Source organism: Nonomuraea sp. 10N515B (assembly GCF_052245915.1).
Classification (GTDB): domain Bacteria; phylum Actinomycetota; class Actinomycetes; order Streptosporangiales; family Streptosporangiaceae; genus Nonomuraea.
This window is the reverse complement of sequence record NZ_JBQQBQ010000006.1, coordinates 235191-248977: the sequence shown is the minus strand read 5'-3', so window position 1 is coordinate 248977 and position 13787 is coordinate 235191. Positions and strand designations below refer to the sequence as shown.

General features: G+C 67.2%; 9 protein-coding genes. 8 read left to right on the top strand and 1 reads right to left on the bottom strand.

Annotated features, from left to right (window positions below; all coding sequences use genetic code 11):
• Positions 1 to 161: 161 nt before the first annotated feature.
• Positions 162 to 3560 carry an alpha-L-arabinofuranosidase C-terminal domain-containing protein gene (locus ACTWQA_RS11390; protein WP_443159202.1) on the bottom strand — a complete coding sequence of 1133 codons (3399 nt, stop codon included), beginning with the start codon at positions 3558 to 3560 and terminating at the stop codon, positions 162 to 164.
• Positions 3561 to 3757: 197 nt separating this feature from the next.
• On the opposite strand from ACTWQA_RS11390, the gene ACTWQA_RS11385 reads away from it, so the two are divergent.
• The 8 genes from ACTWQA_RS11385 to mmsB all read left to right on the top strand — a co-directional run bounded on the left by ACTWQA_RS11385 (position 3758) and on the right by mmsB (position 13765).
• Complete coding sequence (locus ACTWQA_RS11385) at positions 3758 to 4771, top strand: LacI family DNA-binding transcriptional regulator (RefSeq protein WP_305922446.1); 1014 nt, start codon at positions 3758 to 3760, stop codon at positions 4769 to 4771.
• A gap of 76 nt (positions 4772 to 4847) precedes the next feature.
• Positions 4848 to 5834 (top strand): ABC transporter substrate-binding protein, encoded by a 987-nt coding sequence (locus ACTWQA_RS11380; protein WP_443159201.1) that lies wholly within the window; start codon positions 4848 to 4850, stop codon positions 5832 to 5834.
• A gap of 249 nt (positions 5835 to 6083) precedes the next feature.
• Entirely contained in the window at positions 6084 to 7619 is a 1536-nt protein-coding gene (locus tag ACTWQA_RS11375) for a sugar ABC transporter ATP-binding protein (RefSeq protein WP_443159200.1), read from the top strand.
• Positions 7616 to 8629, top strand: a complete 1014-nt coding sequence (locus tag ACTWQA_RS11370; protein ID WP_443159199.1) for an ABC transporter permease — start codon at positions 7616 to 7618, stop codon at positions 8627 to 8629. The genes ACTWQA_RS11375 and ACTWQA_RS11370 overlap by 4 nt, the downstream gene beginning before the upstream one ends.
• Positions 8626 to 9609 (top strand): galactofuranose ABC transporter, permease protein YjfF, encoded by a 984-nt coding sequence (yjfF, locus tag ACTWQA_RS11365; protein ID WP_443159198.1) that lies wholly within the window; start codon positions 8626 to 8628, stop codon positions 9607 to 9609. Before ACTWQA_RS11370 ends, yjfF begins: the two co-directional genes overlap by 4 nt.
• Before the next feature lie 199 nt (positions 9610 to 9808).
• On the top strand, positions 9809 to 10918 hold the full coding sequence (gene chvE, locus ACTWQA_RS11360; protein ID WP_305922451.1) for a multiple monosaccharide ABC transporter substrate-binding protein: 1110 nt from the start codon (positions 9809 to 9811) through the stop codon (positions 10916 to 10918).
• Between the two features lie 58 nt (positions 10919 to 10976).
• On the top strand, positions 10977 to 12509 hold the full coding sequence (gene mmsA / locus ACTWQA_RS11355; protein ID WP_443159197.1) for a multiple monosaccharide ABC transporter ATP-binding protein: 1533 nt from the start codon (positions 10977 to 10979) through the stop codon (positions 12507 to 12509).
• On the top strand, positions 12506 to 13765 hold the full coding sequence (gene mmsB / locus ACTWQA_RS11350; protein ID WP_305922453.1) for a multiple monosaccharide ABC transporter permease: 1260 nt from the start codon (positions 12506 to 12508) through the stop codon (positions 13763 to 13765). The genes mmsA and mmsB overlap by 4 nt, the downstream gene beginning before the upstream one ends.
• Positions 13766 to 13787: the final 22 nt, after the last annotated feature.

Sequence of the window (13787 nt, the reverse complement as noted above, 5' to 3'; positions counted from 1 at the left end):
GATGCACATGCGATGCGATGTGCTGCGGTGCGTCTGCGGTGCGGTGCGTCTGCGGTGCGGTGCGTCTGCGACACGCTGCGCCGGGCCGCGGCGGAAGCATGTTCGCCTGCGCGGAGGCGTGGGGCGGCGCCGTTCGGTTGGAGCGGCGCCGCCCCCGAGTCTCACCGTTCCGTGAGCTTCACGAACGTCACCGATTGGGCCGGGAAGTCGTAGGTGAAGGACGAGGAGAAGCCGTTCTCCCGCCACTCCACCGGCACCACCCGCTCCGGGTCCGCGATCGAATTCATGTCCGACGGCGCACCGGTCAGCGACGTGACCTTGGCCGTGGGCCGGACCTGGAGTCCGCCGAGGTCGACGGTGCTGCGTACGGCGGTGTCCTGGGCGTTGACGACCTTGAGCGTCACCGCGTCACCGTCCCTGGACACCACCTGGTACAGCGGCTCGACCCGGCCACTGTCCACGAACTCGTTGACCTTCTGCCCGTCCAGCCAGGTCGTGATCTTGCGCCCGCTCACCTCGATCTTCAGCCGGTGGTCCCGGCCGGTCTCGACCGTGGTGGCGGACGTGGCGATCGAGGACTTGCCGCCGTTCACGGCCTTCTCGATGGCGGACTGGGTGTTGTTCCAGCCGCCGACGTTCCACCAGTAGAAGTTGCCGGTGTCCCGCACGCCGAACATCACCAGGAAGCCCTCGGCCCCGCCGGTCTTGCGGGCGGTCACCTCCATCGTGTAGTTCGACCAGTCAGCGGAGCCCGCCGTGGACCTGGCGTCCTCGACGAGCGCGGACTGCACGTACGCGCCATCCTGCACGGCCCACGTCCCCAGCCCAGGGGTCCACTGGGACGCGCCCGCCGAGAAGTCGTCCGACAACAGGACGGTCCCGTCCTTCGCGGTGACCTTCACGTCGTCGTAGCGCACCTGGGTGCGCCAGGCCCCGAGGCCCACCGCGCCCTTGATGTCCTCCACGGGCTGCGCCTCGGCCTCGAACGAGCTCGGCACCACCCGGTCGCCGACGTTCGTGGAGAACAGCCGCTGCACGTGGTAGCTGGGCGAGCCGTACGCCTGGTCGTTGTCGAACCAGATGAGGTCGGGCGTCCAGTCCACATAGTCCACGTTGGCCAGCAGCGGCGCGTACGAGGACAGCTCCACCACGTCGGAGTTGCGCTCCAGGCCGGTGATGTAGGACGCCTCCGCCAGCGCGTTGCCGAAGGTGTTGCCACGAGAGGCGTACTCGCCCACGAACACCTTCGGCCCGTTGCGGTCATAGGAGTCGTAACGGTGGTTGTTGGTCAGGAACCAGTCGGGGTTGTTGTAGTAGTGCTCGTCGACCAGGTCGGCCTTCTGGTCGCGGGCGAACTGCCACATCCGGTCGAACCAGGCGCCTCCCGACGTCTGCCCCGAGTTGCTGATGATCTTGATGTCCGGGTACTTGGCCCGGATGGCGTTCGCGAACTTCGGGTAATTCGTGAAGAACTCGGGGTAGATCTCCTCGTTCCCCAGCCCGATGTAGTCCAGCCCGAACGGCTTGGGATGCCCCAGCTCGGCCCGCTTCTTCCCCCACTCGGAGGTGACCGGCCCGTTGGCGAACTCGATCAGGTCGAGCGTGTCCTGCACCCACGTGGCCAGCTTGGCCTCGTCGGTCAGCGGCCGGTTCTCGCCGCAGCCGTTGACGCCCACCGACAACACCGGCAGCGCCTCGGCCCCGATGTCCTCGGCGAACTGGAAGTACTCGAAGTAGCCGATCCCATACGTCTGGTTGTAACCCCAGAAGTTGAAGTTCGTTGGCCGCTCCTCGACCGGGCCGATCGTCTCCTTCCACTGGTAGATGCGCCGCCGCTCCTGGTTCAGCGAGTACGGGTCGTACGTGCCGACGTTCGTCACGCAGCCGCCGGGGAAACGCAGGAATCGCGGTTCCAGGTCGGCGATCATCTTGGCCAGGTCCGTCCGCATGCCGTGCCCCTTGAAGGTGTCATGCGGGAACAGCGAGACCATGTCCAGGTCGGTCCGCCCGGCGGGAGCCTGGACGATCAGACGGCCGGCGTCCGTGGTGGCCGACGCCGTGAACGAGGCCGTGTACTTGGCCCAGCCGCCCGCCTTGACCTGCAGCGTCGCGCTCCCGAGCACGGTCGTCCCGTCCTCGGCCGTGACCGTCAGCGTTGCGTCCTGCGCCCGCCTGGCCCACAGCGACAGGTCGTACCGCTTGCCGGCCTTCAGCGGCAGGCCACGGTTGAAGCCGGCGTTGCTCACCCCGGCCGTGCCGTCGCCGGCGACATCGAGCCGCAGGTAGTTGCGGTTGTTGGGGTTCAGAGGGTCTTCACCGGTGACCGCGAGGGTGGCGGTGGCGCCGCGCTCGGCCTTGCTCCAGGCGGTCAGGCCCGTGTAGGAGCGCTCGTCGACGGAGTTGAACTCGAACGAGCGGTTCTGCACCAGCTCGGCGTACAGCCCGCCGTCGGCGGCGTGGTTGATGTCCTCGTAGAACACCCCGTAGAGGTTCGGGCTGACCTTGGTGCCTTTGGCCTTGGCATCCACGGTGAGCTTGCCGGACAGGTAGTCCTCGACGCGGAACTTCGTCGCCTCCGTCCCCATGACGAGCCTGCCGTCGCTGATGGAGACGTTGCGGTCGCCGGAGGAGAGCGTGACCTTGCCGCCGCCGGCGTCCTTGAGCTGGAAGACCGACGCGGTCCCGCTCAGCCGCACCTGGTCGGTGGCCTGCAGGTATCGCCCCGTATCCACGTCCTTGAGCGTCACGCCGTCGCCGCTGGCCGTGGCCGTGACGGCCAGGCCGGTCATCGGCGGCCGCGCCGTGGCCCGCACCGCGCCGGACTTGCCGGCCGACAGGTATGGCAGCGTCGTCGCCCGCAGGGTGAACGCGCCCGCCGGCACCACGGCCTGACCCTCGGCCGCCTTCACGGCGATGTAGTCGAAGTCGGCGCGCACGGACGTGCCGTTCTGAGCCGACAGCGCGAACAGCCCGAGCTGCTTGACGTTGAGCCGTGCGGTCATCTTGGCCGCCTGGACCCACGCCGAGCCGTCCCAGTAGGAGGAGGTGAACTCGTCCCCGGTCCGCGCCAGCTTGACGATCTCGGCGGAGGAGCCGGGACGGGCCGCGAAGGTCGAGGTGAAGGCCGCGCCGACCTCGGTCGCGGTCTCGATCACCGGGCCGCCGGCGAAGCCGACGTGGGCCAGCCCGGCCCGTACGTAGTTGTCCCAGTCCTGCCAGGCCAGCAGGCCCGCGCTCTGGTAGTCGAGCGTGACCGGCGCGCTGAGCTTGGTGACCACCTCGAAGTCGCCCGCGGGGACGTCGACGAGGAAGAGGTTCCTGGCGCTGTTCGTGCCCTGGTGGGTGTCGCCGGTCAGGGTGTCCACGTGGAGCGCGCTCGCGGACACCGACCAGCGGGAGTCGTCGGGCGACAGGACCGTCCAGTCCTCACCCAGCGTGGTCCCGTCGAACTGGTCGACGACCGCGCCTTCGGGGATGGGATCCGCCAGCGCGGCCGCCGCCGGTGGTGGCGCCACCAGCAGACCCGCTACGAGCAGGGCGGATAAGGCGATTCGCGTCATGAGTGGGGGGCTCCTCGGGTCTTGTTAGCGCTAACATTTTAGTTAGCGTTAACAACTGCGATTCGCGACAAGTTAAGGACTGGTCGGCGACCGCGTCAAGAGCCCGGCTCACGTAATCCGACCGTAACCCGGCGACCCTTGACGAGACCGGTTGTTAACGTTCACAGTCGTGGCCAAGCCAGGAAAGGAGTACGGCAATGAGACCCGCCCTGGGGCGCCGCCTGCCGGTCATGGCCGACGTGGCCAAGGAAGCCGGCGTGTCGCATCAGACGGTCTCGCGCGTGCTCAATGATCACCCGAACGTGCGCAGCGAGACCCGCACCCGGGTGCTCGAGGCGATCGACAAGCTCGGCTACCGCCGTAACCTCGTCGCCCGCGCCCTGGTCACCAAGAGGTCGAGGACGCTCGGCGTGGTGAGCTTCGACACCACGCTGTACGGCCCGGCCAGCACGGTGTACGGAATCGAGCAGGCGGCCAGGTCGGCCGGCTACTTCGTCAGCATCGTCAGCCTCAAGTCCATCGACAAGGGCGGCGTCCGCGACGCCCTTGACTACCTGGCCGATCAGGGCGTGGACGGGGTCGTGGTGGTCGCGCCGCAGCGCTCGGCCGCCCGGGCCCTGGCCGACCTGCCGCTCGGCATCCCCACGGTCGCCGTCGAAGGCGGCGAGGCGGGCGATGTGTCGGTGGTCTGCGTGGACCAGGTCGCGGGCGGCAGGCTCGCCACCGAGCACCTGCTGTCGCTGGGCCACGAGACGGTCTGGCATGTCAGCGGTCCCTCCGACTGGCTGGAGGCCGAGGGTCGCGTGGCCGGGTGGCGGGCCGCGCTGGAGCAGGCGGGCCGCGAGGCCCCGCAACCGCTCGCCGGGGACTGGAGTCCGCGCTCGGGATACGAGGCGGGTCGCAGCCTGGCGCGCATGAAGAACGTCACCGCGGTCTTCGTCGCCAACGATCAGATGGCGCTCGGGGTGCTGCGGGCGTTCACCGAGCAGGGGGTGAGAGTGCCCGGCCAGGTGAGCGTCGTCGGCTTCGACGACATCCCCGAGTCGGCGTACTTCTCGCCGCCGCTCACGACCATCAGGCAGGACTTCGACGCGGTGGGAAGACACAGCATCGAGGTGCTCGTACGGCAGCTCGAAGGCGGTCCCGAGGAGCGGCAGCGGCTCGTGGTGCCGCCGACGTTCGTACTCCGGGCCAGCACGGTCCGGGTCTGAGCCGTACTGGAAGGTAGCAGGCGCCGGCGTCCGGTCTACGGACTGTTAGCGTTCACATCAGAAGGGAATCCCCCAAGTGTTCAAGAGGATCTCGGCGTTGGTGGTCGCCGGTCTCGCCGCGATGTCGGTGGCGGCCTGTGGCAGTGGCGGCAGCACGACTGCCGGCACGAGCGGTGGCGGCGACAGCACGATCACCATGGGCTTCTCGCAGGTCGGCGCGGAGAGCGGCTGGCGGACGGCGAACACCAAGTCCGTGCAGGACGCGGCCAAGAACGCGGGCATCGAGCTCAAGTTCTCCGACGCCCAGCAGAAGCAGGAGAACCAGATCAAGGCCATTCGCTCCTACATCCAGCAGAAGGTGGACGTCATCGCCTTCTCGCCGGTGGTGGAGTCCGGCTGGGACACGGTGCTCAAGGAGGCACAGAACGCGAAGATCCCGGTCATCCTGACCGACCGCGCCGTGGACTCCAAGGACACCTCCCTCTACAAGACCTTCCTCGGGTCGGACTTCGTGGAGGAGGGCCGCAAGGCCGGTAAGTGGCTGATGGAGGAGTACAAGGACAGCACCGACCCGGTGAACATCGTCGAACTGCAGGGCACGACGGGTTCGGCCCCGGCCAACGACCGCAAGGCCGGCTTCCAGGAGATCATCGGGGCGGAGTCGAAGTTCAAGATCGTCGCTTCGCAGACCGGCGACTTCACGCGGGCCAAGGGCAAGGAGGTCATGGACGCCTTCCTGAAGTCCAACCCGGACATCGACGTGCTGTACGCGCACAACGACGACATGGGTCTGGGCGCCATCGAGGCCATCGAGGGCGCGGGCAAGGTGCCCGGCAAGGACATCAAGATCATCACTGTCGACGCCGTCAAGGACGGCATGCAGGCGCTCGCCGACGGGAAGATCAACTACATCGTCGAGTGCTCCCCGCTGCTTGGCCCGCAGCTGATGGACCTGGCCAAGAAGGTCGTCAAGGGCGAGCAGGTGCCGGCCCGCGTGGTGACCGAGGAGAGCACGTTCGACCAGGACCAGGCCAAGCAGGTCCTGTCCACCCGCCAGTACTGATTCCCGGACCAGACCGCCCACCGCACTTCGGCCGGGGTCCTTCGAAAAGGGACGCCGGCCGGGGTGCGGGTGCGGCGGGCGTAGGAAGGCGCCACCCCGCACCCTCCAAAGGACACCAGCCAGATGCGGACGGTGCGAGGCGGGCGGCGCGCAAGGAGAGCAGCGGCATCCGCCGCCGTCTGGACGGCGGGGCGGAGAAAGCGTAGTGACGAGGCAGGGTGCAGACCTGATGACGACGGAAGGGGCGACATGGCAGTTCCCGCGCCGGTCCTGACGATGAGCGGGATCGGCAAACAGTTCCCGGGGGTGAAGGCCCTGGACAGCGTGGACCTGCGGCTGCTGCCCGGTGAGGTGCACGCGCTCATGGGAGAGAACGGCGCGGGCAAGTCCACCCTGATCAAGGTGCTCACCGGCGTATACCCCGCCGACGCGGGCACCATCGAGCTGGGCGGCGCGCCGGTCGCGTTCGGCAGCCCCCTGGAGGCGCAGCAGGCCGGTATCAGCACGGTCTACCAGGAGGTCAACCTCTGCACGAACCTGTCCGTGGCCGAGAACATCTTCATCGGCCGCGAGCCGCGCCGCTTCGGGCGCATCGACTGGAAGCGCATGCGGGCCAGGGCGAACGAGCTGCTGGCGCGACTGGAGCTGAGCCTGGACGTGTCCGCGCCGCTGTCGACGTACTCGCTGGCCATTCAGCAGATGGTGGCCATCGCGCGGGCGATCGACGTCGAGGCCCGGGTGCTGATCCTGGACGAGCCCACGTCCAGCCTGGACGCGGGCGAGGTCGAGCAGCTGTTCAGAGTGATGAGGCGGCTCAAGGAGGAGGGCATCGCCATCCTCTTCGTCTCCCACTTTCTCGACCAGATCTATGAAATTTCGGACCGTATGACGATTCTTCGCAACGGGAAGCTCGTCGGCGAGTACCTCACCCGCGAGCTGAGCCAGATCCAGCTCGTCTCCAAAATGATCGGCCAGGAGCTGGCCGCGCTGGAGCGCCTGCACGGCGAGGCCAAGGTCTTCGACCGCCCGCTGATCGAGGCCCGCGAGCTGGGCCGCACCGGGGCGATCGAGCCGTTCACGCTGACCATCCACGAAGGCGAGGTCGTCGGCCTTGCCGGGCTGCTCGGCTCCGGCCGTACGGAGGTCGCCAGGCTGCTGTTCGGCGCCGACCACGCCGGCACCGGGGAGATCGCCATCAGCGGCTCGTCGGCGTCGTTGCGCACGCCGCGCGTCGCCATGACCCACAAGATCGCGTTCTGCTCGGAGAACCGGAAGGCCGACGGCCTCATCCCCGACCTCACGGTCAGGGAGAACATCATCCTGGCACTCCAGGCCACCAGGGGCTGGACCAGGCCGGTGCCCCGCGAGCAGCAGGACGAGCTGGTCGGCAAGTACATCAAGGCGCTGAAGATCAGCCCGGCCAACCCCGAGCACCTCGTCCGCAACCTCAGCGGCGGCAACCAGCAGAAGGTCCTGCTGGCCAGGTGGCTCATCCTCGAGCCCAGGTTGCTCATCCTCGACGAGCCCACCCGGGGCATCGACGTCGGGGCGAAGACCGAGATCCAGCGGCTGGTGACGGAGTTGTCCGACGGCGGCATGGCGGTGCTGTTCATCTCCGCCGAGCTGGAGGAGGTGCTGCGGCTCAGCCACAAGGTCGAGGTCCTGCGTGACCGGCGGCTGGTGGCCGAGCTGCCCAACGACGAGTCACTGACGACGGACGTGCTGATGGAGACCATCGCGAGCGGTGCGAGCAACGGGAGCGCGAGCGGAGGGCGAGCCTCATGAGACGCCTGCTGTGGCCGGTGGTGGTCCTCGTGCTGCTGCTGGCGCTGAACGTGTTCTTCACGCCCAGCTTCTTCTCGATCGAGGTCAAAGACGGCCACCTGTACGGCAGCCTGATCGACATCCTGCGCTTCGGCGCGCCACTGATCCTGGTCTCGCTCGGTATGACCCTGGTGATTGCCACGGGCGGCATCGACCTGTCGGTGGGCTCGGTGGTGGCGATCTCGGGCGCGCTGGCGTGCCTGCAGATCAGCCAGGACGCGAGCGTGTTCACGGCCGTGGTGTCGGCGCTGGTGTTGTGCCTGGTGCTGGGGGCCTGGAACGGGTTCCTGGTCGCCGCCGTCGGCATCCAGCCGATCATCGCCACGCTCATCCTCATGGTGGCCGGGCGCGGTCTGGCCCAGCTCATCACCGACGGGCAGATCATCACGGTCAACAGCCCGGCGTACAAGGTGATCGGCGGCGGTTACTGGCTGACCGTGCCGGTGGGCATCCTCATCGTGATCGGCGTGCTGGCGCTGACGGCGTTCCTGACCCGGCGACTGGCGCTGGGCATGCTGCTGGAGTCCGTCGGCGGCAACGCCGAGGCCAGCCGGCTGGCCGGCATCCGGTCGCGCGGGATCATCATCATGGTGTACGCGTTCGCCGCCCTGTGCGCGGGCGTCGCCGGCCTGATGATCAGCTCGAACGTCTCCAGCGCCGACGGCAACAACGCCGGCCTGTGGATCGAGCTGGACGCCATCCTGGCCGTAGTGATCGGCGGCACGTCGCTGTCCGGCGGCCGGTTCTCGCTCAGCGGCACCGTCCTGGGCGCGCTGATCATCCAGACGCTGACCACGACCATTTACTCGATCGGCGTGCCGCCGGAGACCACGCTGCTGTTCAAGGCGCTGGTCGTGACGGCCGTCTGCCTCATCCAGTCCCCGTCCTTCCGCGCGAAGGCGTTCCACCGACGCGGGCGAACCGCACCGCCCAGCCCGGCCCCCGAGGAGAAAGTGCGGGTGACCGCGTGACCGCGATAGCCATCGGCCGGACGTCCATTCCGGCCAAGTACCTCCCTGTCCTGGTGACGGCCAGCCTGTTCGCCGCCATGTTCGTGGTGGGCGGCATCCGCTACGAGGGCTTCGCCACCGGGCAGATCATTCTCAACGTCTTCATCGACAACGCCTTCCTGCTGGTGGTGGCGGTCGGGATGACGTTCGTGATCCTGACCGGGGGCATCGACCTGTCGGTCGGCTCGGTCGTGGCGCTGTCCACGATGATCTCGGCGAGCCTGATGGCGGGGCCGGGGTGGCCGCCGTACCTGGTGGTGCCGCTGGTGCTGGCCATCGGGTCCGGGCTCGGGCTGGTGATGGGCTACATCGTGCACGCCTTCGACATCCAGCCGTTCATCGTGACGCTGGCGGGCATGTTCCTGGCGCGCGGGTTGTGTTACACGATCGGAACGGACTCGATCCCGATCGAGGACGCCACGTTCACGGCCTTCGCCCAGACGCGGATCGACCTGTTCGCGGACATGTGGATCTCACCGAGCGTGATCATCGCGCTGGTGGTCGTGGGCGTGGCGGTGTACGTCCTGCACTACACGCGCCTGGGCAGATCCGTGTACGCCACCGGCGGCAGCGAGCAGTCGGCGCTGCTGATGGGGCTCCCCGTGGGGCGGACGAAGATCGCCGTCTACACGATCAGCGGTTTCTGCTCGGCGCTCGGCGGGGTGCTGCTGTCGTTCTACATGCTCTCCGGCTACGGCTTGCACGCCGTGGGCATGGAGCTGGACGCGATCGCGGCCGTCGTGATCGGCGGTACGCTCCTGACCGGCGGCACCGGCTTCTTGCTGGGCACCGTGCTCGGAGTGCTCGTCCTGGGCCTGATCCAGACGATCATCAGCTTCGAGGGCACGCTCAGCTCCTGGTGGACAAAGATCTTCATTGGATTGTTGCTCTTCGTCTTCATCTTGCTTCAACGTCTGTTCTCGTCTCGGTCACGCCGCTGACCTGCGTAGAGTGTTACCGGAAAGTTTCCGTGCGGTTATGGTCGGCCGTTGACATAGACTTTGTTAGCGATAACAATCGGCGGAAACGAAACGCGAACTTTGTACTGATTCGTCACGTTCAAGTGATCAAACTCGCTGTTTCATCGGCAGCCGCCGCGTTCCAGCGCTGCCGCGACCCCCATCGCAAGGAGATGCATTCATGAGGTTGGGACGAATCGGGGGCGTGGTGTCCGCCATCGCGCTCGCCGCGACCATGACGGCCTGTGGCTCCAGCCAGAAGACCGTTGACGCCGAGGCCTCCACCTCGGCGTCGGCCGGCAGCGCGGGCGCACTGATCGGTGTCACCATGCCCACCAAGTCGTCGGAGCGCTGGATCCACGACGGCGACAACGTCAAGAAGCAGCTGGAGGCGCTCGGCTACAAGGTCGACCTCCAGTACGCCGAGAACGACATCCCCACCCAGGCCAACCAGATCGAGAACCAGATCACCAAGGGCGCCAAGCTCCTGATCATCGCCTCGATCGACGGCACGGCGATCACCTCGCAGCTGCAGCAGGCCGCCGACAACAAGATTCCGGTCATCGCCTACGACCGGCTCATCCGTAACAGCCCCAACGTCGACTACTACGCCACGTTCGACAACTTCAAGGTCGGCGTGCAGCAGGCCACCTCCCTCCTGAAGGGCCTGGGCGTCGAGGACGGCAAGAAGGGCCCGTTCAACGTCGAGCTGTTCGGCGGCTCGCCCGACGACAACAACGCCACGTTCTTCTGGAACGGCGCCATGTCGGTGCTCAAGCCGAAGATCGACGACGGCACCCTGAAGGTCGCGAGCGGCCAGACGGACTTCAAGCAGGCCGCCATCCTGCGGTGGGACCCCGCCACGGCGCAGAAGCGCATGGAGGACATCCTCACCAAGACCTACACCGGCGGCACCAAGGTCGACGGCGTGCTCTCCCCGTACGACGGCCTTTCCATCGGCATCCTGTCGGCGCTGAAGAGCTCCGGCTACGGCAAGCCGTACCCGATCGTGACCGGCCAGGACGCCGAGCTCCAGTCGGTGAAGTCGATCATCGCCGATGAGCAGTACTCCACCATCTTCAAGGACACCCGCAAGCTCGCGGAGCAGACCGTGAAGATGGCCGACGCCGTGCTCAAGGGCCAGAAGCCCGAGGTCAACAACGAGAAGGACTACGACAACGGCAACAAGGTCGTCCCGTCGTACCTGCTCGACCCGGTGATCGTCGACAAGTCCAACTACAAGGACGTCATCATCGGCGGCAACTACTACACCGAGGACCAGCTCAAGTAAGGGCTTTGGCCCCGGGGACGCCTGCGCGTCCCCGGGGCTGCTCTGAGTGAGGGGCACTATGACCGAGCACATCTTGCGGATGAGCGGGATCACCAAGACGTTCCCAGGTGTCAAGGCGCTGCAGGACGTCAACCTGTCCGTCCGGCGGGGCGAGATCCACGCGATCTGCGGCGAGAACGGCGCCGGCAAGTCGACGCTGATGAAGGTGCTGTCCGGGGTCTACCCGCACGGCGAGTACGAGGGCGAGATCACCTTCGAGGGCAAGCGGAGCGAGTTCAGCGGCATCCGCGACAGCGAGCACGCCGGCATCGTCATCATCCACCAGGAGCTGGCGCTCAGCCCGCAGCTGTCGATCGCCGAGAACATCTTCCTCGGCAACGAGCGCGCCAAGCGCGGCGTCATCGACTGGAACCGCACCAACTACGAGGCCGGCGAGCTCATGAAGCGGGTCGGCCTGCGAGAGAACCCGACGACGCCGATCTCCGACATCGGCGTGGGCAAGCAGCAGCTCGTCGAGATCGCCAAGGCGCTGTCGAAGGAGGTCAAGCTCCTCATCCTCGACGAGCCGACCGCCGCGCTCAACGACGACGACTCCGCCCACTTGCTGGGCCTGCTGCGCGGCCTGCGGGACGAGGGCATCACGTGCGTGATCATCTCCCACAAGCTGAACGAGGTCATCGCGATCGCCGACTCCGTCACGATCATCCGCGACGGGCGGACGATCGAGACGCTGGACATGGCCTCGGACCATGTGACCGAGGACCGCATCATCTCCGGCATGGTCGGCCGCGCGCTGGACAACCGTTTCCCGCCCCACGAGTCCACGATCGGGGAGGAGTCGCTGCGCATCGAGGACTGGACCGTCTACAGCCCCAGCCAACCAGGCAGGAAGGTGGTCGACGGAGCCAGTCTCACGTTGCGTCGCGGTGAGATCGTGGGCCTTGCGGGGCTGATGGGCGCCGGGCGCACCGAGCTGGCGATGAGCGTGTTCGGCCGCACGTACGGCGTGCACATCTCTGGCAAGATCTTCAAGGACGGCCGCCCGGTCGAGATCCGCAACGTGCAGGACGCGATCAGGCACGGCATCGCCTACGCCACCGAGGACCGCAAGAGGTACGGGCTCAACCTCATCGAGGACATCAAGCGCAACATCAGCGCGGCCGGCCTCAGCGGCCTGTCCAAGCGGGGCTGGGTCAACGAGAACGAGGAATACCGGGTCGCCGAAGAGTTCCACCGGAGCATGAACATCAAGGCGCCCAGCGTCAACAGCGTCGTCGGCAAGCTCAGCGGCGGCAACCAGCAGAAGGTCGTGCTCTCCAAGTGGATCCTGACCGAGCCCGACGTGCTCATCCTCGACGAGCCGACCCGAGGCATCGACGTCGGCGCCAAGTACGAGATCTACACGATCATCAACCGCCTGGCCGACGAGGGCAAGGCCGTGCTGGTGATCTCTTCTGAGCTGCCCGAGCTGCTGGGCCTGTGCGACCGCATCTACACCCTCTCCGAGGGACGCATCACCGGCGAGGTGCCGCACCAGGAGGCCACGCAGGAACACCTCATGTACTTGATGACCAAGGGACAGGAAAGATGAGTAGCATCACGCCCGCCGACGTGCAGGTCGGCGCCAAGGGCGACGGGGGAGCGCCACGGCAGCCGGGACGGGTGTCGCTCGGCGGACTGTCGCTGAACCTGCGTTCGAGCGGTATCTACATCGCCTTCGCGCTGATCATCGCGCTGTTCTCGGTGCTGACCGACGGCGCGCTGCTCCAGCCGCAGAACATCTCCAACATCATCGTCCAGAACTCCTACGTCCTGATCCTCGCGATCGGGATGATCCTGATCATCATCGCCGGGCACATCGACCTGTCGGTCGGCTCGGTGGTGGCGGTCACGGGGGCGCTGGCCGCCGTGCTCATGGTCAACATGGGCATGCCGTGGCCTCTGGCGCTGCTCATCACGCTGGTGGCCGGTGCGCTGATCGGGGCCTGGCAGGGCTACTGGATCGCGTACTTCGGCATCCCCGCGTTCATCGTGACGCTGGCCGGCATGCTGCTGTTCCGGGCGCTGACCCTCACCGTGCTCGGCAACCAGGGCATCGGCCCGTTCCCCGACCAGGTCCGCACGCTGGCCAACGGCTTCACCAACGGCTACCTCGGCAACATCGGCCTCGGCCCGCTCGGCGGCGCCGACCTGTTCAGCCTCCTCATCGGCCTGGTCGCGATCGCCGGCATGGTGACCTCGCAGTGGCGCACCCGGGGCGCCCGCAAGGGCTACGGCCAGTCGGTCGAGCCGATGGCGCTGTTCGTTCTGAAGATGGCGGCCGGGGCCGCGCTGATCCTCTTCCTCGTCGTGCAGCTGGCCCGCTTCAAGAACCTGCCGTGGGTGCTCGTGCTGCTGGCGGTGCTGGTGCTGGCGTACTCGCTGATGGCCAACCGCACGGTCTTCGGCCGGCAGATCTACGCCATCGGCGGCAACCTCCAGGCGGCCGTCATGTCCGGCGTGAAGGTCAAGTCGGTGGTCTTCTGGATCTTCGTGAACATGGGCGTGTTGTCGGCGATCGCCGGCATCATCTTCGCCGGTCGGCTCAACCAGGCGGGTCCGACCGCGGGTAACAGCTTCGAGCTGGACGCCATCGCCGCGGCCTTCATCGGCGGCGCGGCCGTCCAGGGCGGCGTCGGCAAGGTGGTCGGCGCGATCACCGGCGGCCTCATCATGGCGGTCATCAACAACGGCATGTCCCTCATCGGCTCCCCGAGCGAGCGGGTCATGCTCGTCAAGGGCGCCGTGCTCCTCGCCGCTGTCGCGTTCGATGTCTGGACCAAGCGCAGGGCAGGCGCGTCGCGCTGAATAAGATCGTCGAAGCCCCCCG